This window comes from Arenibacter sp. 6A1, from assembly GCF_012272855.1.
Lineage (GTDB): Bacteria > Bacteroidota > Bacteroidia > Flavobacteriales > Flavobacteriaceae > Arenibacter.
Window position 1 is genome coordinate 62,852 of the sequence record NZ_JAAXCQ010000011.1, and the last position, 24,048, is coordinate 86,899.

At 40.6% G+C, this 24,048-nt stretch carries 18 protein-coding genes and 1 pseudogene; 5 read left to right on the forward strand and 14 right to left on the reverse strand.

Translation table 11 applies throughout. The annotated features are described in order from the left end of the window. The first annotated feature begins 169 nt into the window (after positions 1-169). The 3 genes from HCG49_RS11570 to HCG49_RS11580 all read left to right on the forward strand — a co-directional run bounded on the left by HCG49_RS11570 (position 170) and on the right by HCG49_RS11580 (position 3,055). The gene (locus tag HCG49_RS11570; RefSeq protein ID WP_168469699.1) at positions 170-850 is read left to right on the forward strand and encodes a DUF4331 family protein; all 681 of its coding nucleotides are present in this window, start codon (positions 170-172) and stop codon (positions 848-850) included. 27 nt (positions 851-877) lie between these two features. After that, entirely contained in the window at positions 878-1,645 is a 768-nt protein-coding gene (locus HCG49_RS11575) for a DUF4331 family protein (RefSeq protein WP_168469700.1), read from the forward strand. Between the two features lie 132 nt (positions 1,646-1,777). Further along, entirely contained in the window at positions 1,778-3,055 is a 1,278-nt protein-coding gene (locus HCG49_RS11580) for a tetratricopeptide repeat protein (protein ID WP_168469701.1), read from the forward strand. A 257-nt stretch (positions 3,056-3,312) separates the two neighbouring features. Here the strand turns inward: HCG49_RS11580 and chrA are convergent, their stop codons facing one another. From chrA to HCG49_RS11645, 13 genes and pseudogenes are all read right to left on the reverse strand, one after another. Continuing rightward, positions 3,313-4,434 (reverse strand): chromate efflux transporter, encoded by a 1,122-nt coding sequence (gene chrA, locus HCG49_RS11585; RefSeq protein ID WP_168469702.1) that lies wholly within the window; start codon positions 4,432-4,434, stop codon positions 3,313-3,315. Between the two features lie 287 nt (positions 4,435-4,721). Then, the gene (locus HCG49_RS11590; protein ID WP_168469703.1) at positions 4,722-5,744 is read right to left on the reverse strand and encodes a Gfo/Idh/MocA family oxidoreductase; all 1,023 of its coding nucleotides are present in this window, start codon (positions 5,742-5,744) and stop codon (positions 4,722-4,724) included. A 144-nt stretch (positions 5,745-5,888) separates the two neighbouring features. Next, positions 5,889-6,470, reverse strand: a complete 582-nt coding sequence (locus HCG49_RS11595) for a tRNA-(ms[2]io[6]A)-hydroxylase (protein WP_168469704.1) — start codon at positions 6,468-6,470, stop codon at positions 5,889-5,891. A 59-nt stretch (positions 6,471-6,529) separates the two neighbouring features. Continuing rightward, positions 6,530-7,012 (reverse strand): GAF domain-containing protein, encoded by a 483-nt coding sequence (locus tag HCG49_RS11600; RefSeq protein WP_168469705.1) that lies wholly within the window; start codon positions 7,010-7,012, stop codon positions 6,530-6,532. A 170-nt stretch (positions 7,013-7,182) separates the two neighbouring features. Beyond that, positions 7,183-7,965 carry an anti-sigma factor domain-containing protein gene (locus HCG49_RS11605; RefSeq protein WP_168469706.1) on the reverse strand — a complete coding sequence of 261 codons (783 nt, stop codon included), beginning with the start codon at positions 7,963-7,965 and terminating at the stop codon, positions 7,183-7,185. A gap of 1 nt (position 7,966) precedes the next feature. Then, on the reverse strand, positions 7,967-8,500 hold the full coding sequence (locus HCG49_RS11610) for an RNA polymerase sigma factor (RefSeq protein ID WP_168469707.1): 534 nt from the start codon (positions 8,498-8,500) through the stop codon (positions 7,967-7,969). 468 nt (positions 8,501-8,968) lie between these two features. Further along, complete coding sequence (locus tag HCG49_RS11615; RefSeq protein ID WP_168469708.1) at positions 8,969-9,556, reverse strand: superoxide dismutase family protein; 588 nt, start codon at positions 9,554-9,556, stop codon at positions 8,969-8,971. A 102-nt stretch (positions 9,557-9,658) separates the two neighbouring features. After that, entirely contained in the window at positions 9,659-10,873 is a 1,215-nt protein-coding gene (locus tag HCG49_RS11620; RefSeq protein ID WP_168469709.1) for a bifunctional alpha/beta hydrolase/OsmC family protein, read from the reverse strand. Between the two features lie 116 nt (positions 10,874-10,989). Beyond that, on the reverse strand, positions 10,990-11,724 hold the full coding sequence (locus tag HCG49_RS11625; protein WP_168469710.1) for an NYN domain-containing protein: 735 nt from the start codon (positions 11,722-11,724) through the stop codon (positions 10,990-10,992). A gap of 137 nt (positions 11,725-11,861) precedes the next feature. Then, complete coding sequence (locus HCG49_RS11630) at positions 11,862-13,481, reverse strand: M1 family metallopeptidase (protein ID WP_168469711.1); 1,620 nt, start codon at positions 13,479-13,481, stop codon at positions 11,862-11,864. 65 nt (positions 13,482-13,546) lie between these two features. Further along, positions 13,547-14,878: pseudogene (locus HCG49_RS11635) on the reverse strand (M28 family metallopeptidase). Between the two features lie 59 nt (positions 14,879-14,937). Then, positions 14,938-16,101 (reverse strand): MFS transporter, encoded by a 1,164-nt coding sequence (locus HCG49_RS11640; RefSeq protein ID WP_168469712.1) that lies wholly within the window; start codon positions 16,099-16,101, stop codon positions 14,938-14,940. 2 nt (positions 16,102-16,103) lie between these two features. Then, positions 16,104-18,311 carry a bifunctional alpha,alpha-trehalose-phosphate synthase (UDP-forming)/trehalose-phosphatase gene (locus HCG49_RS11645; RefSeq protein WP_168469713.1) on the reverse strand — a complete coding sequence of 736 codons (2,208 nt, stop codon included), beginning with the start codon at positions 18,309-18,311 and terminating at the stop codon, positions 16,104-16,106. Positions 18,312-18,415: 104 nt separating this feature from the next. Here HCG49_RS11645 and HCG49_RS11650 point away from each other — a divergent pair, with 104 nt between their 5' ends. After that, the gene (locus HCG49_RS11650; RefSeq protein ID WP_168469714.1) at positions 18,416-20,224 is read left to right on the forward strand and encodes a glycoside hydrolase family 15 protein; all 1,809 of its coding nucleotides are present in this window, start codon (positions 18,416-18,418) and stop codon (positions 20,222-20,224) included. A gap of 34 nt (positions 20,225-20,258) precedes the next feature. On the opposite strand, the gene HCG49_RS11655 is transcribed toward HCG49_RS11650, so the two are convergent. Beyond that, a complete protein-coding gene (locus HCG49_RS11655; RefSeq protein WP_168469715.1) occupies positions 20,259-21,707 on the reverse strand; it encodes a pyridoxal phosphate-dependent decarboxylase family protein in 1,449 nt (482 codons plus the stop codon). Positions 21,708-22,002: 295 nt separating this feature from the next. Between HCG49_RS11655 and HCG49_RS11660 the strand changes: the two genes are divergently transcribed. Further along, positions 22,003-24,048, forward strand: coding sequence for a dipeptidyl-peptidase 3 family protein (locus HCG49_RS11660; protein WP_168469716.1), 2,046 nt, complete (start codon positions 22,003-22,005; stop codon positions 24,046-24,048).

Consider the following 24,048-nt stretch of genomic DNA (forward strand, 5'->3'; position numbering starts at 1 on the left):
ATATTTAGTGGGTCAAAATAAAACAAAAAATATGACTTGGTGGTCCTTTAGCGGAGATTTTGGAAAAAGGTATTTTCTTGGTGTTAACAAAATATTAACAATTAAAACCAAACCCTGAAAATTAAAGCTCCGTAGGTAAGGATGATTTTAAACCTAAAATATCTTGATCATGAAAAAAACAACATTATTATTTGGACTTGCTTTTCTGGCGATGCTAGGGCTAATCATGGTTGCCGCCGACCATATAGACGCGCCTTCCTCTAAGGGTACTACGGCAGACATTGCCGATTTTTATGGATTTGAACCTACAGAAGGTTCTGATAATACGGTTTTTGTGGTAGACCTTCAGTCGAGTGTACTTCCAGAATTAGCGTATGGCACCTTCGATGAAGAGGTATTGACCGAAATAAACATCGATACTGATGGCGATCTGATCGAAGACTTGGTCATACAAGCTATCCCTAGAAACGGCAGAATGTACTTTTTTGGTCCGGTAACACCCGCCAAAACAGGCTTGGACAGTGAGGTATTGGTTGATGCACCTTTAGGAAGCGTTGCCATTTCTGGTGAAACGGCCGTTAAGGAAACTACGGCCAGCGGAGCAACTCTTTTTGCAGGACCACGGCAAGATCCCTTTTTCTTCGATTTCTTTCAGTTCAATGCAGTTATCGGGGGAATGGCAGCAGAAGGATTCAAAACCGCGGACGAGGCAGAAAATACCTTCGCTGGTGCCAATACCATGTCTATCGTTATAGAACTTCCAAACTCCTTATTGGGAACAACTACTGCAAGCAATGCCCTAGGTTTGTCTGTGTATAAAACTTGGGTAACCACCAATAAAAAACAATAAACACCTAATAACTTAAAATATAAAATCATGAAACTATATAATATAAAATATGCTGTAATGGCCGTAGTAGGCCTTATCTATTTCTCCTCTTGTAATAACGATGACGGTGCCAGGGACCCTATGGCGATGGCCGCCTGTTATGACGGAATTATGAACGGTTCCGAGACAGGGGTAGATTGTGGAGGGGCTTGTGAGCCTTGTACTACCACTACGGATTTCTCTGGTAGTTATTCCCAAGTAGACCATATGGGGAGACCCGGAATAAATACTGTATTGGGCTTTGATATGGAAGGAGAAGCAAGTGTTAAGGACGCACAGAACAGAACCATCCCTTCCGAAATGGCCACTACTTTTCAACTAGGCTATGAAGCCAGGTTAGAGCAGTACCACGATGTGTATGCCAACTTGTTGGGAGCCGATCCGGCAGAGGTGAATTATGAGAATAATATACTGAATTTGACAGCAGCGCAATTGACCGGATATTTGGCGGCAGATGTATTAGAGGTGGCCCCTAATTTACCGACTACCTATTTTAACCCCGGTACCGATCTAGATATGGACGGAAGGATCTTGGTCCCCGATGGCGATGAGGTAGCTTTAACAGGAAGAGCACTAACCGACGATGTGATAGATGTATCCTTAATACTACTGTTCGGAGGTATGGAAGGAGACCGCTTTAGTGGTCAGGATTTAGATGATGATGGGATAGCCGATTTGCCAAGGCTAACCTCCGATGGGGTTAGCTTAACCGCCACTATTAGTGCTAATTTTCCGTATTTAGGAAGTCCGAAATAGGCTTTGTATTAAAATAAGAATAAGGGAGACTTTTAAAACTGCTCCCTTATTTACCTTTTACGGCAGATCTCCCCGATATTATGTAATCATTGGAGCTCAGTGCAACGTTTTAAAAATCCTAAAAATACCCTCATGAAAAATTATCTTCTTTTAATACCGGTCCTGGTTATTATGTCCTGTTCAAGTGAGAAACCAGGTCAAATTACCCAAGTACAAGATTACGAGGCTTTCTTATTAAGTAAGGAAGCTAAAAACACCTCCAAATATTTTGAACTGTGGAACAACAAGATAAAACCCGACAGTATGCAACTATTGAGTTTTGGCATCGTTGCGGGAGAATACAGTAGGTATTTTCAGAATACAGGCGATATACAACAACTGAAAAAGGCCGAATATGCCCTTAAGAAAGCGGTAGAAATTGCCGCCATAGGAAAATCGGATTATCAAAGGTCCTTGGCAAGAAACTACATTTCCCAACATCGGTTTAAAGAAGCCTTAGTACTGGCCCAGCAAGCACTGGCTATGGGGAGTGGGGTAGCGGAATCTGAAAAACTCCTTTTCGATATACATATGGAACTAGGGAATTACCAATTGGCCGAAGGCTTTCTTAATAATATAAAAGATATGTCCGATTTTGGTTATTTAATCCGCCTAGCCAAATGGAACGACCATTTGGGCGATTTAAATACGGCCATACTTTTTATGGAAAAGGCTACCAAAAAGGTAGAAAGCTCAAAGGATACTGCCTTAATGCTATGGGCATATACCAATTTAGCCGATTATTACGGTCATGCAGGGCGCATTAAGGAATCTTACCAATTGTATTTAAAATCCTTGCATATAGATCCTACCAATGCCTATGCTAAAAAAGGGATTGCTTGGATTATTTTTTCCCATGAGAGAAATCCTATGGAAGCCTTGAGGATCGTAAATTCCGTAGCCGAAAATAATAAATCCCCAGAATATGATTTGTTAAAAGCCGAAATAGCGGCATATATGGGAAAGGAGTCTGAACAAATGGAAAATATGGATCATTATTTCTTGGCAGTAAACAATGCGGCCTACGGACCAATGTACAATGCTATGAATATTAGGCTGTATTTAGAGGAAACTGCCCAGTATGACAAGGCCCTGGATATGGCCAAAATTGAAGTGGCCAATAGGCCCACTCCCGAAGCTTATGGATTGTTGGCATATAGTTATTTTAAGCTCGGGGAACATGAAAAGGCATTACAGCTGGTAGAAGAATATATAGTAGGGAAAACATTTGAACCGGCAACCTTATTTGCGGCAGCTACCATTTACAATACTATGGGAGAATTTGATAAGGCTAAGGGATTAAAAGAAGAACTCCTGGGAGCAGTGTATGAATTGGGACCCTCTATGGAACAAAAAGTAAATAGGCTTTAATGAATTCCCAAACCTATTTTTTGACAGCGCCATGAATAGGAGAGTAGTTTTTTTAGGTAGGCACTATTACCGGTATTGGTCATGGTGCTTTTTTAATGAGCAATAGTAATATCCTAAGCTTGTTTTTTACGCGTTAGGGATCGCAGCGGCATCCCCGCAGCAGGGCAAGGGATACAGCGAAGAGCCCGCCCGACGAAGGAGGGAACGCCCAAATTAGTACGATAAGGCTAGTGCAAGACAGTCTACCGAGCAGCGCCTTATATAAGGGATAGTAAATACCCTAAAACAGCGCCACCAAGAACTATAAAACCACTGTTCATTTTTTTAAAAATAAATACGGTGACCATACTTAAAACGGCAATGAAAATCATGCGCCAATCGGTAAGGGTTTCTTTTCCCATGCTAATACAGACGGCGGCGATTACCGCTACTGCCGCAATATTTACAGCATCTAAAAAGGCTCCTATTATTTTAGAATTCCTCATTTTGGGAATCAATGGATTAAGGATCAAAACAAATAAAAAGGACGGGAGAAAAATTCCCACTGTAGCCGCGATGGCTCCTAAGGGACCATCCATTTGCCAACCGATAAAAGTAGCCGTTGTTAATATAGGACCGGGAGTAAACTGGCCAACGGCGACCGCATCGATCAATGCCTGTCTGCTGAGCAAGCCCTTGCCTACCAGTTCGGCATCTAAAAAGGCAAATAAAACATAGCCACTGCCATAAAGAATGGCTCCGATTTTTAAAAAGGTCAGGAATATTTTAAGACTCCCTATCTTAAGGGCCGAACCCAATTGAAAAAGCAGTAAGGGGGCGAAAGATGATAAGGTAGATTTTCTTTGGCCAATTAGATAAATGAAGACTCCCATAAAACCACAAGCAAAGAGGGCGATAATTTCACTGACGCCCATAACACATAGGATAAGGGTAAGGATTCCTAAAATAGCCAAGGTGGTGTTTTTAATGGCCTTTTGTCCAAGTCGGTATGCAGCCATGAGGATGATGGCGATAACCGCGGGTTTAATACCGTATATAAATGGCGTTATTGCGGGGAGTTGGCCATACTCTTTATACAACCATGCGAAAATACCGGTGATGAACATAGCGGGGGCAATAAAACTAATCCCCGCCACAACCAGGCCTTTCCATCCGGCCCTTTCATGACCGCAATGCATGGTCATTTCGGTAGAATTGGGACCCGGGATAATATTCGTGGCCCCTATAAGGTCTAAAAAGTGCTCCCGGCTCATCCATTTTCTTTTATGGACAACTTCGTCCTCCAATATGGCAATATGTGCGGCCGGACCTCCGAATGAAATACTGCCCAATTTGAAAAATAGCCACGCTATTTCTTTCAGTTTCTTGCTTTGTGACATTTAAAATTCGCTACAATTAGTTTTTTAGCCTTGCTTTTAAGGATGCAAATAACGGATTTTGTGTAATACTTGTATGGATATTAGCGCAAAGAATTGTGAATAAAAGACAGAAGGGGATTTTTATTATTTCTTCAGCCAATCTATGACTGCTTTAGGAATAACCAGGGAATTGGTTTCAATAATAAAAAGGCTGCCTACATTGGTTGTAGACAGCCTTTTTTAAATTACGGGCCAGGCCCGGAATAATAATTTTGAGGCTGACAATGGTCATCAACGCCTCCCTATTATTAAGATTCTAATATTTCCAATTGTTTAATTACCTGTTCCTCGGTTACTGGGTAGGGCTTGCCATTTCTTATAGTCTGATAAACATATTCGAATAAATTAAGATAGGTAGATTTGTCTGAAGGGATTGTTTCCCGTGTTCTTTTACCTTCTTCGTCAATGGTGGTTAAGATCCCGAATTTACTAGGGTCTTCCATACCAAATAAAGGATCGCCAGGACTCATGCCTTCCGAAAGCTGCACTTCTTGTATATTGGTACGATGTTTTAAATAAGAGCCTTTGGTTCCGTTGAGAATAAAGGCAGGTTGCTCTTCTACCACCAACATACTCATGGTTAAAAATACCTGTACGTCATTAGGGTACAAGAGATGAATATGGGCATAATCGTCTACTTGCGTATTGGGTCTAAATTGCCCCAAGTTTTTCGTCCAGCTGATCGGGTTGCCAAAAAGAGAGAGTACGGCATCTAGCACATGCGGCCCTAAATCGTTGAGCAAACCGCTGCCAGGTACCGGTGTTTCTTTGTGTGCTTTTGGACTAATATGGTGGCGATAGCGGTCATAACGCATATGTACCTCTACCAAGCGTCCTAATTTTCCGGAATCCAATACCTTTTGTATGGATAAAAAATCACTGTCGAACCTGCGGTTCTGATAAGGAAATATATGTACGTTATGGCGTTTTGCTGCTGCATACAGTTTTTTTGCCTGATCGGAAGTTACCGTAATAGGCTTTTCGACCAAAACATGCTTGCCTGCTTGTAACGCCTTTAGCGCAAATTCAAAGTGGGAGGCATTGGGGGTGTTTACAACCACCAGCTCTATATTGGGATCGGCGATAAGGGCATCTACGGTGTCGTGACTTTTTATCTCAGGGTAGCTATGGTGGGCCTTTTTTTCGGTTCTTTCTACTACGGCTTCTAGGGCAAATCCTTGGTGTTCCTTTAAAAAAGGAGCATGGAATACTTTTCCAGACATGCCAAAAGACAATATACCGGTTCGTATCGTTTTTTTAGTGTTGTCCATAATTGTATTGGGAAAGTTTTTTAGTGGTCCGTGATTTAGAAACGGATGCTATTTTAAAGTCCATTGGACCACATTACTGTAATTATATTTTAGGCTTAAAACGCTTTGGGGATTAAGGAAAAAGGGAGTTTGTTACAAGAGCGATTAGCCGTGTATAGTTTCCGACTTCCCGTAGTTTTTAATGACTTCTCCTTCAAATTGTATTAATTCTTCCCATCGCTTATTAACATCGATACCTTCTCCATATTTTCTGGCAAAGCCTATAAAGGTGGTGTAATGTCCGGCTTCACTGATCATCAGATCGCGATAAAAAGTAGCTAGTTCTGGGTCTTTTATCTGATTTGATAAAAGCTTAAAACGCTCACAGCTACGGGCTTCTATCATGGCCGAGAACAACAATCTATCTACTAAGGATTGCTGACGGCTACCGCCTTTGATCATAAACTTATACAATTCATTTACGTAGCTGTCCTTGCGCTCTCGCCCTAGGGTATAGCCACGTTTCTTGATGATTTCATGGACCATTTCAAAATGCTGTAACTCCTCTTGGGCCAATGTCAAAAGGTCCGTGACCAATTCTGTATGTTCAGAGTTTAAGGTAATAATAGAAATGGCATTGGTAGCTGCTTTTTGTTCGCACCAAGCATGATCGGTCAGTATTTCTTCAATATTAGATTCCACAATATTTACCCATCGTGGATCTGTTTCTAATTTTAACCCTAGCATAGCAATGTTTTTAGGTAAAGGTAACTAATCTTCTTTTAAACGGGGGAGGAGCCTGTCCTTTATGGCAATATTACAAACTTGCTCATCTCCGCACCAATCTTTAAAAGCGTATTTACCTCTTCTTCTTTAAAGTCGTACGGTACTGGCTTTGCCACTCCTAAAGTGCCAAATAAACGGCCTTCTAAAAGCATGGGGATCGCTATGGAGCCTTCAACCTTAGTGTCTTTTGCCGCTGGGCGGGCCACTCCCGAATCATCGGTTTGTAGGTTGCACATTTCTACGGGCTTTAAACGCTCGGCAGCAATACCGGCCATCCCTTTGCCAATTGGGATTTGAGATAGCTTAGGGATCAAAAACTCAGGAATGCCCTTATGTGCCTGCAACTGTAGTAAGGAAGTAGCTGGGTCCATAAAATGAATGGTTCCCGTGGTACAATCAAAATAAGAAATAATATCGGATAGAATTTGTTGCCAATCAATGGTCGGCTGGTTCAGCCCTTTATAAATAGCATCTAGTAATAAATCCTTTTTTTCGCTCGTCATGGTAGGTCTTTTTTTTAAACTACCCAAATGTAGCAATTTGAAACAACAATATTAGGCAGCTGGAATGTTAAGACTATTCCAAATAATTTTGCAAAGAATATATGGCCCAAAAAACCTCCAAAACAGTAGAATTGGAGGCAAATTTTATAAAAAGAGTACTGCTTCAGCGTTTAGGAAACTGCCACGCCTAGGGCATACAATTGGTCCAAGTTGGGTGATTCGCTACCTCCCGCAGGTTCTAAGGTTATCCCAAAGGCTTCGGAATCGTTAGGATTGGCCAAGGCAAATACCCTGTTGTTATCCATGGTAAAATCCGATAAAAGCCCCATACTCGTTGGGGTCAATGGATCTAACTTTAAAGACCATACCTGGTATACCATGCCCTCTGGGGGTTCTGGCAATCCTTGGGCATCTATATAAACTTGTTGCTCCTTTTTGTTCCAATATGCTTTGGCATAGGCATTGGGAGCTACGATCTGACCTCCCATGGCCACCACCGTAATATTTTTATCCCGTATGGTCTCCAAAAGGATCTTGGTTTTTTCCAAAGAGGTTTCCGATTCCGCGATCTGTTCTTCCAAGCTCACTTTTTCTTTTGCCGCTTGGTCAATATCAGATTTTAGCTGGCGGTTTTCTTGAAACACCCACATAAGTCCCGCCATAAAAATGAGCGATGCGGCCCATCCAAAATAAGCCCCCCAATTTATTTGTTTTAAAGGTGGTGCACCGGCGTTTTTGCCGTTGATTTTTACCTTAATAGCTTCAAACCCTTTTACTCCCGGTGAAACAGATTTTGAAAGGGACAAAATAGAAGCTTCAATGGCCTCTATTTCTTTTTTAATTTCAGGATATTTTTCTGCGTTCAGGTACACTTCTAAATTCTCGATCTCCGAAAGGGTGCCTGCAACATACAGTTCCAAAATACCAGATGATATGTATTCTTTTATATCCATATTATAATGCCATATTATTCCTTATTTGGGAAATGCAATTCCGATTTCTGGTTTTTACCGTTCCCAAGGGAATATCTAATTCTTCAGCTACTTCTTTTTGGGTAAACCCTTTAAAGTATAGTAGTTCTATGATTTGTACACATTTGTCCTTTAAATTTACCAATAGGCGTCTAAAGCCCGCGTGGTCTTCTTTTTCAGTAATGGTATCGGCTTTGTTATCTAAAATACCTACGAAGAAATCCGAGGAAAGGTTCTGTTTGTTGTTTTTATAAGACTTACTGCGAATTTCATCGATAGCCGCATTCCGAGCAATATTCAGGATCCAGGTAAAAAACCGGCCTTTGCTTGCGTTATAACTCTCCGCGTTGTTCCATATTTTTATAAAAACGTCTTGGCAAATCTCTTCGGCCAAAGTATCGTTCCTTACAATCGTATTTATAATACCGCATATATTTTCGGAATACATGCCGTAAAGTTTTTCAAAAGCAGCCGTGTCTTTTTTTTGAAATTGCACTACCAATAGGTCTAACTCCATTCAGCTTATTTTTCTTAAAGATAGAAAAAGGCCTTCAACTTAGTGGTTTTTTTAGTCCTAAATATTCTATGGGCAATAAGCATAGGAAAACAAGGTCTTGTAAAAAAGAAATTTTAACCGGTGAGATGGTCAGGTGTTAAACAGCTGGTTTTTTGGTGGTGTCTATTAATTTGGGCGTTCCCTCCTTCGTCGGGAGGGCTCTCCGCTGTATCCCTTGCCTTGCTGCGGGGATGCCGCTGCGATCCCTAACGCACTAAAGTGTAGCAATTGTATAGGGTGCCAATGAAGGAACGCTATTGCTACCGTATCAAAAAAAATAAGGGGGTAGTAATGGATCCCGGATACTTTTTGCTCCATGCCATTGGGTTTATTTTATCAAGAAGCGCTGTGAAATGGGTGCTTTAGATTAAAAAAAGCCGTCTAAAAATAGTTAGACGGCCTTTTTTTATGTTGTAAAAGTAGTTGTGATTATTCTATAATCCCAGTACAAGAAACCCTTCCGCCAGCATCACCGGTAGGTTGGGTAACAAAATCATCGACTCCTTGGTGAACGATAACTGCTTTTCCAAGAATGTTTTTTGTATCGTCATCACATCCTATACACCATTCATCCGTTGAGAATTCTACGGTTCCATTTCCATCGGCATCAGCAGTAAAATTGCCAATATCGCCTCTGTGATATCCTTCTTCTGCTCCCCATTTTCCATGATTGGCAAAAGTAGGGTTCCAGTGACCTCCGGTAGATTTACCATCTGCAGAAGAACAATCTGCCTTTTCATGTAAGTGAATGGCATGTTCCCCAGGTGTCAATCCTGTTAATGTTGCCTTCATGGTAACCGTTCCATTTTCCTCGGTAAAGCTAACATCTCCGGTAACATTACTATCGCTTTTAGGCTCCATGGAAAATTTAATGGTCTTAACCTCAATCTTTTCGGTTATTTCCTTTGCCGTAGCTTCAATTTCTTCCATAGCCTCTTTGGATTCTTTTTTTACCTCCTTACAACTAAAGGAAGCTATTAAAATAATCCCTAAAGACAATACCTTTATTTTTTTCATCAGTTCTTAAATTTTAAATTAATAGTTAAAGTTACGTATAATTTAAAACGATATCAAAACTAAGTCGAATTGATTTTAGCCTCATAATCAGTGGGGGCTTTCCTAATCTATACGATTTGTAAGGATAGTAGCTTCATTGTGAAGGGTTTTGTGAACGGGACATTTGTCGGCTATTTCTAGCAAACGGCCAATTTGTTTTTCATCTAGTTGCCCATTAATTTTTATTTGACGCGTAAAAGTGTCTATTTTGGAATTTTCAGTTTCACAATTAGCACAGTCTTCTGCATGTATTTTCCCGTAAGAGGTATGTACTTTCACATTCTTGAGCGGCCAATTTTTTCTTTTGGCGTACATTTGAAGGGTCATAGCAGTACAGGCCGACAATCCCGCAGAAATCAATTCATAGGGGGAAGGGCCATAATTGTTTCCGCCAAAATCGATGGGTTCATCGGCGGTCATATAATGACTGCCAACTTTCATTTGGGTGGTAAAGTTGTCCTCGTCATCTAAGCTGGCCACAACATCTTCCTCAGTTTGCAACAGGTCCTTCTCGGCGGCTTGTAGATACCTTTTGGCCCAACTGGCAATAAGACTCCCAGCATACATAGAATCTTCTTTTTTAGAAAGTAAATGGTCTGCCCCGTCTAAGGAAATAAAGCTTTTTGGATGAAATGCGTTAACATAAAGTTCTTCGGCATTATGGATCCCTACAATCTGGTCTTGAGGCGAGTGTAGGATAAGAATAGGTTTGCGAAGATTTTTTAAGGTCGGTTTTAGGGATTTTGTGGCAATATCGTCCAAAAACTGTTTTTTTATGGTAAAATTACGCCCGCCAATATGTACTTCGGCAAGACCGTCCTGTTCTATGTTTGCAAGGTCATTTTTAAAAAGATGTGTAATATGGTCAAGGGAGGCCGGAGAAGCTATGGTTGCTACGGCATGTACCGAAGGTATTTTCTCGGCCGCAAAAATAATGGCAGCCCCACCAAAAGAATGTCCTATGAGTAGCGATGGAGCGCTATGGTGCTCTTCCAAAAATTTTGCGGCCGCTATTAAATCAGAAACATTGGCAGAAATATTGGTATTCGAAAATTCGCCATCACTTTCGCCTAAACCCGTGAAATCGAATCGCAAAACACCAAATCCTTTCGCGGTTAAGGCATTGCTCATGTTTTTAAGAGCACTGAGGTTTTTACCACAGGTAAAACAATGGGCAAAAATTACAAAGTTATGCGGACGTCTATCTACGGGCAAGGCCAAGCGCCCACTTAGGTTTTTATCTTCCTGGTTTTTAAAAGTTACTTTTTGAATATTCATAATATCTTTTTTAGCTTTTAAAGGGTAACAAATGCATAAATAAAGATAAGGTATATAGCTGACAAACAATCCTATATAGGATTTGTGTCGGAATGAAAATTTGGATTAATAAAAACTTACCTGTTTCGTACGTATATTAATTTGGACCTTCCTTTAGAACCTTCCCTTTGGTCGATCTCAAAATTTTTGATAGACTTGATCAGCGGGGTAAGCTTTTGAAAGCCATAATTTCTGGAATCAAAATTGGGCTGTTTTTTTTGTAAAAGACTTCCAACGTCTCCTAAAAAGGCCCAACCATCGTCATCGGCCAAAGCCGATATGGTAGAGGCAATCAGTTTTATCTGTTTGGTGGTGATCTTATCTACACTGGTTTTCTTACGAGAACGGCTGTCCGAGGACTCAGATGAACTTTCCTCCGATAGGTCCTTTAAAATTTCGATATATATAAATTTATCACAAGCGACAATAAAAGGGCTCGGTGTTTTCTTTTCCCCGATGCCAATCACATGCATTCCGGCTTCGCGTAACCTAGTGGCCAAACGTGTAAAATCACTGTCGCTGGACACAATGCAAAAACCGTTTACCTTATTAGAGTATAGAATGTCCATGGCATCGATGATCATGGCCGAATCGGTGGCATTTTTACCAGTGGTATAAGCGTACTGTTGTATGGGGGTGATGGCGTTTTCTAACAAAAGGTTTTTCCATTTGGAGAGTTTAGGATTGGTCCAATCCCCGTAAATTCTTTTGATGGTAGGGTTTCCATATTTGGCGATCTCTTCCATCATTTCTTTTACATAGGCCGATGGAATATTATCACCATCAATTAATACTGCAAGGTTTATTTCCATGTTCATTTTATTGTTGTTGCTACTAAGCTAATAATTTATCGGGGATTGGCCATTTAAAAACACCTATTCCTCCATTTTTAAGGTGGTGGAATAGGTGTTTAGAACATTTTTTGTTATCCCTGTTCTATGTTATAAATCTATTGGCTATTTTTAGAATAGATATAAAAGTTTCTGTCAACTTTAAAATCTTTTATCTCAGCATCGAAGGATTCGGTTTTCCAATGAGAAGAAGGAAAAATCCATTGTTGTGTTTCTCCTACCGATACCTTTACCGGCATATCAAATCCGTCCACGATATCGGTATATCGGTATTGGAGAGAATTGCCATTTATTGTATACTCTAATAAAGGTATTTTAGTGGTACGGAGGTATTGTTCAAAAAACTCGGTAAGGTCTATACCGCTATGAATACTTATGTAGTTCTCTATCTGTTGGGTAGTAACGGTCTGATGGTAAAACTCTTGGTTGAGTCCGCGTAAGATGGATCGCCATTTTTCATCGTCCTCCAAAAGCTGTCGTAGGGTATGCAGCACATTGGCCCCTTTGTAATAGATATCGCCACCTGTTTGGTTAACATTGTAAGGCGCTATCATGGGAGTGCTATTGTCTATATTTTTTCTGGTACCGATAACATAATCGGCAGCAGCCTCTTTTCCGTAGAAATAGTCTAAAAATAAATTCTCGGAATAGGAGGTAAAGCTTTCATGGATCCACATATCCGCGGTATCCTTATTGGTGATATTGTTCGCAAACCATTCGTGCCCAGATTCGTGAATGATGATAAAATCAAATTTTAACCCCCAGCCGGTACCCGATAGATCTCTTCCCAAATAGCCATTTTTATATTCGTTGCCATAGGTGACCGAGCTTTGGTGTTCCATGCCTAAATAGGGGACCTCTACCAGCTTAAAACCATCTTCATAGAAGGGGTAGGGACCAAACCAATGCTCAAAAGCTTCCATCATTCTGGTGGCATCTTTAAATTGTCGTTTTGCCTTTTCCAAGTTTTCGGGAAGCACATAATAGTCCATATCCAATGCACCCTTTTCTCCCATATATGTTTCTCCAAAATGTACATAGTTGGCAATATTGGCATTAACGCCATAATTATTGATGGGGTTGCTCACAAACCAGTGGTAGGTGTTGGTTTTCCTTCTTTCTTCTACTTTTCGCAGTCTGCCATTAGAAACATCCATCAATCCCTTAGGAACGGTAATGCTTATGGCCATGCTATCGACCTCGTCGTACATATGGTCTTTGCTGGGCCACCATACACTGGCACCCAAACCTTGACAAGAGGTGGCAACGAACGGCTGGCCGTTGCTGTCCTTTTTCCAAGAAAACCCACCGTCCCATGGTGCTTTTACCGCCTCCCTGGGAATCCCGGAATAACGAACGACCAACTCATTAAAAGCTCCTTGAAGCTGTTTTTTCTTTAAGGTGACAAAATGAGCGTTCCCTTTAGAGGTAAAAGAAAGGGATTTACCGTCTTGGGTTATTTTTTTTATTTTTAAAGGGGGCTGTAAATCTATTTGAAGGAGTTGGTTTTCCTCCAAGACCTTATAACGAATGGTATTAGAACCAGAGATGCTTTTTTTCTTGGGATCGACCTTTACCTTCAAGTGATAGTAGTTCAGGTCCCACCACTCCCGTTCCGGAGTAATACTCCCACGAAGAGAGTCTTGTTCAGTAAATTGAGGTGTTTGGGCATGGGTATTAAGGGTGATGCCCAAAAATAAAATAAATAAAATTCTCATAGTTTGTTAAGTGGTAATATTGAATTATTAGAGTTACTGCTATGGTTCTTTTTTTATGCTGGTTTTTATCTCATGGTTTCATTAGGGAATACTACAACGCTTTCAGAACCGTCTTCTCCTACGGCCGCTATTCCGAAGAGATAATTATCGATCACAATTCCTTGCAGGGTAAACTCGGTTACATTTTCTACATACCTGCTGTAATCCTAGGTAGGGGAGGTGGTATCTCTCCAGTAAATTTTATAACCCTTGGCCCCGGCTACTTGGGTCCATTTTAGTTTTGCCGATGGAGCGACCATACCCCCGATCCATACTTTTTCCGGCGCTGGGGGAGCCCAAGCGAGGGAGGCTAAATTAATGGCATTTACGGCCGTTAACTTTTTTGCATACTCAAAATTTACATGCTCCAAGACATCCCCATAGGAAATGCCATTTTCTGTCCGGATATCTTGGTGCTGTTGTGTATAATTTTCATGGGCCTCCATGATCCTGATGCCGGCATAACCAGCGTCATTAAAAGGCCTGTGGTGCCCACCACGGCCAAAACGGTCTAGCCTGTAGATCAACATAGGATTCATTTCGGGCATGTAAAGACGTACATTTTTATGAACATAGCGTGCCAATTGCCTCGAAATACCATCGACCTCGCCACCGTAAAAACGGCGCATATTTCTTTGTTTCTCTGTTTCTGTAGGAGGTACGGGCTCTGAAAAAATCCTAAAATCTGTATTGCTGATGATACCATCGACACCCTTAATATTTCCGATCATATCATTATTGAAAACACCAATAATGTCCCAGTTCTTTTCCTTGGCCATGTTTGCCATGCCTTGTCCGCCAAAAAGCCCTTGTTCTTCGCCCGAAAGCCCTAGATAAACAATACTGCTTTCGAAGGTGTATTTAGAGAGTACCCTCGCCGCTTCTAAAGTGCCTGCCATACCACTGGCATTGTCATTGGCCCCTGGGGCATCGGAAGTATAATTAGTAGGATCGCTTACCCTAGAGTCTATATCCCCGCTCATAATAATATAGCGGTCTGGGTATTTGGTTCCTCTTTGGATGGCCACAACATTTACTACCCACACATCTTTGGTAATACGCCCGTTTTCACCCTTTTTCACCAAATCTTTTTGGTAAGTTACCTCTAGGCAGCCCTTACATCCTTCCGATATGTTTTGAAACTCGGCCTTTATCCATCGTCTGGCTGCACCAATACCCCTGGTAGCAGACAAAGTATCGCTTAGGGTATGTCGAGTTCCAAAATTAGCCAATGTCGCAACGTCCTTTTCAATGCGCTCTGCCGAAACAGTCGCAATTATATCATACATGCGTTGGTCGGTCTGAGCACTAAGGGCCGTAGAAAATAATAGTAGCAACCAGGTAAGGCGCATATTCATGGTTTTTAAAAATTGGGGTAATTTACATTTATCCATACGTATTGAATCTTAATAAAGTGTTAAGAAGTTTTCTGCAATAAATTCCAAACCCCTATGATAGGGCCTATGGCTAAGAGTAAAAAGAGATAACTAGGATCAGTTTTTGGGGCTATAAAAGAAAGAAGTTGTATGCTTATGATACTAATGCTAAATCCTATGCAATTGACAATAGTAAGGGCAGTACCTTTTAAATGTACGGGAGCCGATTTGGCAACCATGCTCGAAAACTGTGGAGAATCTGAAACAACGGCCATTCCCCAAATACAAAGGAGCAATAAAAACAGGGGAGGTGACAATAAGTAAAATAATGGCGATAACAGGCAAAGTACTCCTGAAAGTGATAAAGAAAATATGGCTACTTTTTTACTGCCGACCTTTAAAGAAAAATAACCTCCCAAAGCGCAGGAAATACTGCCTAGCGCAATGATGGTAAAGGACCAAATAGAGATTGGTAATTGGTGGGTGTTAAAAGAGTTGTAGGTATGTAAAGCGAAGGGGATAAAGGCCCAAAAAGCGTATAGTTCCCACATATGGCCAAAATAGCCAAAGGCCGCTTTTCTAAAAGCTGGAATTTTAAAGAGCTTGGTGCTCGCCTGTATCTGAAAAGTAGTACTCTTTTTTCTAAACGGACCATTGGGGATAAATAAGTACATAAAACATCCGCCTATGGCCGCCAGTAAAGAGGTGGTGGTCACTACAAGAGTGTCATTACGACCCCAATCCATGCCTTTAATAGCATGGGGAAAGGCGGTCCCTAAAACTAAAGCACCTACTAAAAAACCTAAGGCCCTTCCCAAACCATGCCGGTAATAATCGGAAGCAATTTTCATCCCGACCGGATATATCCCTGCCAAAAAGAACCCCGCACCAAATCTAGCGGCAAGTAAGGTCGTTTGGGTAAGGTTGTTCGATAGTAAGGCCAAGTTGCACAGTGCTGCTAAAATTGCCGAAAGTAAAAACACCTTGGAAGGAGAATACCTGTCGGCAATCATTAGAGTAGCAAATAATAAGGTACCCACAATAAACCCAAATTGTACGGACGATAATATTAATCCGGTGAATTGATGGTTTGCACCAATCACCTTCACTAAATCGTCTACGACCACATTCCCGGCAAACCATATGGAGGTACATGCGAATTGGGAAAAAATAATGACCGGAAGTATATGGGGTTTAATATTCAAGCCTATTTTATAAATCGACTTAACAACTCCCGTACCCTTTTGGTATTTTCTACATAGTATTTGGCTTGGGTCTTTTGCATACCTACCTTCACGGTAATGGCATCGTCCGGTAATTCTTCGAACATATATTCATCGGTCCAGTCATCGCCAATGGCAAATACAAAATCGTAATCGTTCTCCGCGAGCATTTTTACGGCCGCCCTACCTTTGTTAACACCACTGCTTTTAATTTCTAAAACCTTATTCCCAGAAAGTACGGTTAAATTATCGTTGGCAATAAGGCTAGTTAATACCGTCGTTAATTCAGTGGCCCTTTTCTTGCCAAAGTCGGGATCTGTATTTCTATAGTGCCATGCCAAGGAGAAGTTTTTTTCCTCTATGAACGAGCCTGGGGTTCTATCGACAAAAGATTCCAATATGGGCTTTATTTTGGGCATCCAGTCGTTTTTTATCTGCTCTAGCAGCGTAAAATCTTCACCTTCTTTGGATAACCATACCCCATGTTCGGCAATCATATTGTATTTTTTATGAAGGAACCAACGGTTAAAGGTGGCGGTATCCCGACCACTGATTAAATATACATCTGTATTTTCTTGGGCATTGATCTGATCTAAGAGATCATATAACTGTTCATCCGGACCTGCTTTTTGAGGGTCTACGTGAAAGCCAGAAAGGGTACCGTCATAATCAAAGAACAATAGTTTCCTTTTAGAAGCATGGTATTGTTCAATAACCCCGTCCAGCGTTTTTTTAGAAAGTATTTTCGAAATATATTGATGGGTCGTTTCTCTTTGCTCTAATAGCGATTTCATAAAATCATTGGCCCATTTCTCCACATTGTAACGTTCTAGACGTTTTTGTAAAATAGTGTTCCTGGCAATTTGCTCTTCTTTGGGCATGTTGATGGCTTGGATCAAAGCATCTGCTATCTGATCAAAATTGTTCGGGTTGATGAGTAGGGATTCATTCATCTCATTGGCCGATCCGGCCATTTCACTCAAAATTAAAACACCGGTTTTATCGGTCCTTGTGGCAATGTACTCCTTGGCCACCAAATTCATGCCGTCGCGAATAGGGGTTAGTAGGGCAATATCACTGGAAGTATAAAGGTCTATTAAATTTTCAAAAGGCATGGATCGGTAGAAATACCAAATGGGAGTCCAGCTTACCGTAGCAAATTCTCCGTTGATCCTTCCTACCAATTCATCAATTTCCTTTTTTAATAATTGGTATTGGGGCACATTGGATCTAGAAGGCACGGCAAGGATAATCAGCCGTACTTTTTCCTTGTACTCAGGGAATTTATTCAGGAAATATTCAAAGGCCTTCAGCCGTTTCGCGATCCCCTTGGAATAATCCAATCGATCTATAGATAGGATCAGTTTGGCATCTGGGGTCGATTCTTTGTGGACATTGAGTCGGCGTTGTAATTCCGATTGATTTTCCGTGGTGTTTTTCTGATGAACCTTGGCGGCACTACTAAATTTTTTATAGTCGATTCCCATGGGGAAAGAATCGACTTTGATAACCCTATCGTCGACATTTATTTCATTGAAGCTTACCTCTAGGCCTAAAAGCCTCCTTACCGAACTTAAAAAATGCCGCTCGTAATCATAAGTGTGGAAACCGATGAGGTCTGCACCTAATAGACCACGCAAAATTTCTTTACGCCAGGGCAATGTCCTAAATATTTCATATGAAGGAAAGGGGATATGTAAAAAGAATCCAATAGCCGCTTTGGGGCGCTTGGCCTTGACCATTTCTGGGACCAACATTAATTGGTAATCATGGACCCAGATGACATCATCGTCCTCCGAGTTTTTTAAAATGGCATCGGCAAACTTTTGGTTTACTGCCTTAAAGGTTTCCCAACTGGCCGATTCAAATTCCGAATACTCCAAAAAATAATGGAATAAGGGCCACACGGTGCGGTTGCTAAAACCAAAATAAAAACCTTCTATTTCCGCTTCGGTAAGGCTTACTTTGGAACAACCATGGGCCTTCAGCGCTTTATCTATTTTAGGTTCCAGTTCCTTGGGGATATCCTCCTTCGTTAAACCGCTCCATCCTATCCAAAGGCTATCGCTTCCAGAATGTACAGATTTCATTCCCGTAGCCAACCCGCCCACACTAGGGGTGGCTGTGATATCGCCATTTTCGATTTGCAATTGTACAGGGAGTCTATTTGAAATTATGATAGTTTTAGCCATAATTTGGTAGGTTTTGGTTTATATAGTTCTATATTTTCCTTAAATTTCGACAAAACGATTAGTAAAAACAACTTTAATGGTTGTAAAAAACACTTATTTAGCATATGGATAATTTGGACTACGGAATAATTGGAAATTGTAGAAGTGCTGCCCTAATTTCCAAGAATGGCTCATTGGATTGGTGTTGTTTGCCCGAATTTGATTCGTCTTCGGTATTTGCAAAAATTTTGGACGAGGAAAAAGGGGGGAGTTTTGAGATTTTAGTAGATGATTCCTATACGATCGATCAAAAGTATAAAGAGAATACCTGTATCCTAGTCACTAGATTTTCTGATGGCGAGAATACTTTTGAGGTGCACGACTTTATGCCCCGTTATTACAATGAAGGCGGAGGGTACTATACCCCGCCAGAAATAGTGAGGTATTTTAAACATATTTCAGGAAACCCAAAATTTAGGGTAGTTTACAACCCTAAGTTGGTATATGCCTTAGGGGAAACAGAAAGCTATATTAAACCCGATTTTATTGCCAGCCTTACCCATGCCAAAAAATTTGATACCGTATTCCTGTACACTTCTTTTGATAAGGAAAAGGTACTAAAGGGCGAAGAAATAGTTCTAAAGGAAGCGGGGTATTTTCTCTTGAGCTATAACGAGAAGATAATAAAACCCGATACCAAGAAAATAAATCTACTTTTACAACGCACCAAGGTCTATTGGTTAAATTGGACCGATAAGGTTCCTACCTATAAAAAATTCAATGACCAGATAATTCGTAGTGCGCTTACCCTTAAGCTGCTGAGTTATGACAAGTCTGGTGCTGTATTGGCCGCTGCTACGACCTCTCTGCCAGAAACTATTGGAGAGGTTCGAAACTGGGACTACCGATTCTGTTGGATAAGGGACGCCTCTATGGTGATCAAGGTAGTTTCGGAACTGGGACATAAAAACGTGGCCAAAAGATACCTGCAGTTTATTATAGATCTTATCCCCAATAAGGACGAAAAACTGCAGATCATGTATGGTATCAATAAGGAAAAAATACTGACCGAAGAGACGCTCGATCACTTAAGCGGCTACAAAGGTTCTAAACCCGTACGTATCGGTAATGCTGCCTATGCACAGCGGCAAAATGATATCTATGGAATATTGATGGATGTTATTTATACACAGTTGGATAAGTTCAATACCGATATAGAGAACAAAGAAGAATTATGGACCATTACCAAAGGTATTGTTTGGATCGTAGATAATCACTGGGAAGAGCCCGACAAGGGTATATGGGAATTCCGAACCGAAGACAGACACTTTACATTTTCTAAAATATTGTGCTGGGTAGCCCTGGACAGAGCCATTAAAGTGGCAAAAATATTTGGAAAAACACATAAGATCGATAAATGGAGATCCCTAGAAAAGAGGATCAGGGAAGATATTTATGCCAATGCTTGGAGTGAGGAAAAGCAGTCCTTTACCCAGTCCTATGGTTCCCAGGATTTAGATGCATCCGTACTTCTGATGGAGTCCTATGGATTTATAGAAGCCAAAAACCCACAATTTGTAAATACGGTAAAAGCCATTGAAAAGGAGTTGAGCAATGAAGGCCTGTTATATCGCTATAAAAATAAGGACGACTTTGGATTACCCTCGTCTTCCTTTACTATTTGTACCTTTTGGTTCATCAACAGCCTATTTAAAATAGGAGAGGAGGAAAAAGCGATGGCGCAATTTGAGAAGCTATTGTCCTATGGCAATCATTTAGGACTCTTTAGTGAAGATATCGACTTTAAAACAAAACGCTTGTTAGGGAATTTTCCGCAGGCCTACTCGCATTTGGCACTGATAGAATGTGCCATTAACTTTTCTAAAAAAGACAGTGAGACCAAGCTTAAGGAATCTTTTGATAATAAGGAATAGCAATGTCTTAAACCCCTCTTTCGGGAGGGGTTTTTTATGAATTTTTAGCAGCGGGTAGATTTGCTGTGGCCAGGGCTTCTGCTTTGTCCAAGAGCATTTCTAAATGTGCTGGGGTAGTATAAGGGTTCATGATGGTGGTACGCAGATAATGAATGCCCCTTAATTTTGTTTGTACAATATAGCATTCTCCCTCTTCCAAAATAGCGAGCCTGATTTTCTCATTAATACTATTAAGACTAGTGGTATCTAATTTAGTACTGACGTATCTAAAACAAACAATATTGCTCATTGGGTCAACCGCCAGTTCAAAAGAGCTATGGTTCCTAATGATTTCTGCAAACCCTTGCCCTAAATCGTAAAGGGAAGTCACAAAATCATCAAAAATAGTTTCGCCGTAGGTCTTTAAGAGTGTATACCAGTGCAGGCTCATCATAGATTTGGTACATTCAAAAGTACGCTTTGCTAAGTTATACCAGTCTTCTTCGGTAGACTGTTCTAGTAAGTAATCGGCTTTTTGACTAAAGGTGGCATGGGAATGTGCTCTGTTTTTAAATAATAAAGCAGTGGTTATGGTTGGCATCATCATCATTTTATGACCATCAATAACCACCGAATCTGCTTCGGAAATCCCATGTAGTTTATTCTTGTATTTTGCTGAAAAAATAGCCGCTCCTCCGTGGGCACCATCGACGTGAAACCAAAGCTTGTTTTGTTTGCTAAATTCTGCAATGGCCTCCAAATCATCGTACATTCCCGTTGCTGTGGAGGGCGCACTTCCTACAATAGCAAACACTTCAATACCTTCCTTTTTTGCTTGGGCAAGTGAAGTCTCCAATGCTGTAGTATCCATGGTGAAATTTGATGTAGTCGGAATTTTAATGATTCCCTTTTCTCCCAAGCCCATAATCTTGGCAGCCCTATCGATACAATAATGAGCTTGTTCACTGACCATAATGCCTAATTTTTGGCTATGCCCTTCGTTCCATATGTCATTTGGTAGCATCGCTTTTCTGGCGGCTAATAGGGCGGTTAAATTGGCTAAAGTGCCACCAGAGGTAAGAATACCGCCGGCCTTTGGTTCATATCCAAGTTTTTTGCACAGTAAATCGGTTATGATAAGTTCCATGGCAGTGGCTGCTTTTCCCATTTCATAAACCGCCATGCCATTATTTAACAAGGACCCTATCAGTCCGGTCAAGGCAGTAATAGGGGCAGGTGGACTCACCTGATGTCCTATGTATTTTGGATGGTGTACATGAATAGAACGAGATATGATTGTTTTGAAAAGTGCGTTTTCATCCCCGTTTTTTAAAAATTCGGTCCAATATTGATGTTCATCCTTAGGTAAAACCCAATCCAAGACTTTTTCCGATTTCCCTTGGGTAGTTTGTTCCAAATGGTCGGCCAAAGAATCGATTAGTTCATGCCCTCTTTTTCTAAAATCTTCAGAAGAATATGCGGAACCAAGAAGTGTGTTTTTCATATTTGGTTGGGTATTGTTTTTTTAAGGATTATATGTAATTCGCATAGCTGAATTCGGATTTGCGACCTGTTTTTTATCCTACTTGTTTCAAGTTGCTAAGGTAATTCATCGACTTGTAGGTTGCAATAAAGGTATAGTTGCCTTTCCCTTTTGATTCCTAATCTTATGAGTTTTATAAGTTTAAAATCAAAATTATGGTGGGGTTTAGGCTACTGGGAATTATAGTTCCTTATAAATTAAACAATCCGAAGCGGTTTCGTTAAATTTGTGTCTTATAATTCAAATAACGTATAAAATGAACTTAAAAAATGTTTTTGGTTGTTTCCTAATACTCGCTTCTTTAGGGGCTTGTAAGGAAAAAGCAGTAGCGCCAGATCCCGTTGTAGAGAAAGAAATGGGGTTTGATTATATGGTAGATCAATTCGCCGATATAAAGGTTTTAAGGTATCAAATTCCAGGATTTGATGAACTAACATTGAAAGAGAAAAAGATGGTTTATTATTTAACCCAGGCCGGTTTGGCTGGGCGCGATATGATTTGGGACCAGAATTACCGTCATAACTTGGAAATTAGAGCGGCTTTAGAAAATATATATACGCAGTATGCTGGGGATAAAACTACCGCAGATTGGAAAGCGTTTGAGGAATATTTGAAAAGAATTTGGTTTTCGAACGGTATCCATCACCACTATTCTAACGATAAGATAAAACCTGAGTTTTCATCAGATTTTTTAAACTTTTTGTTAGCGGAGACCGATACAGTACTGAAAGGAGAAGCCTTTGAAGTGATTTTTAATGATAATGACAATAAAAAGGTCAACAAGAAAAAGGGCGTTGATAATATAGCTTCGTCGGCAGTGAATTTTTATGATCCTTCCATTACAGATGCTGATGTGGAAGCCTTTTATAAAAAAGCTTATAAAGGACCAAAAAATGCCCCTATAGAAGCTGGGCTGAATTCTAAATTAGTCCGTGAAAATGGTAAAATCGTGGAAAAGGTTTGGAAGTCTGGCGGTCTTTACGGGAGTGCCATTGATGAGGTTATCAAATGGTTGGAAAAGGCCAAGGAAGTAGCAGAAAATGACGAACAAACAAATGCTTTGGGACTTTTAATCGAATATTATAAAACTGGAAGTTTAGATACTTGGGACGAATATTGTATTGCTTGGGCAACTTCGACCTCTGGAAATATAGATTGGATCAATGGTTTTATAGAAGTTTACAACGACCCCAAAGGGTACCGCGGATCTTATGAGTCTATTGTTCAGATCAAAGATTTCGAAATGTCTAGACAAATGGCCGTTTTGTCCGAAAATGCTCAGTGGTTCGAAGACAATACTCCTTTAATGGAGGAGCACAAAAAAGCCAAGGTGGTTGGCGTGTCTTATAAAACGGTGAATGTGGCCGGAGAATCTGGAGACGCTTCACCAAGTACCCCAATAGGGATTAACCTACCTAACAACAACTGGATCAGACAGCAGCACGGAAGTAAATCGGTTTCCTTAGGGAATATCATCAATGCTTATAGCCATGCTGGTGGTAGCGGAAAATTAAAAGAATTTGCCAATGATGCCGAAGAAATTGAATTGGAAGAGCAGTATGGCGAAATAGCCGATAAATTACATACAGCCTTGCACGAAGTAATCGGCCATGCTTCCGGACAAATTAACGAAGGAATAGGACAGCCAAAAGAAACCCTTAAGAATTACGCTTCTACCATGGAAGAGGGTAGGGCAGATTTAATCGGGCTGTATTACCTGATGGATCCTAAATTACAAGAGCTTGGATTGGTAGATGACTGGAGAAAAGTTGGAAAAGCTGCTTATGACGGGTATATTAGAAATGGATTAATGACACAGTTAGTGCGTATTAATCTAGGAGATGATATTGAAGAAGACCATATGGTCAATAGACAATGGGTTTCTGCATGGGCTTTTGAAAAAGGTCAGGCAGATAAGGTGATTGAGAAAATCACTCGCGATGGCAAGACCTATTACAATATCAATGACTATGATAAACTACGTGAAATTTTTGGACAGTTGTTACGTGAAACACAACGTATAAAGTCTGAAGGCGATTTTAAAGCTGCACAAGATTTGGTAGAAGGCTATGGTGTAAAAGTAGATCAAACCATACATGCCGAGGTGTTGGAACGAAACGCACAATTTAGTTCGGCTCCATATAGTGGTTTTGTAAATCCAGTATTGGTGGCAGAAACCGATGAGGCAGGAGAAATAACCGATGTAAAGGTTACCCAGCCAAAGAGCTTTGAAGGTCAAATGTTAGAATATGCTAAACAGTATAACTTTTTAGGGCAAGGTGCCTTGGAGCTTGTACAATAA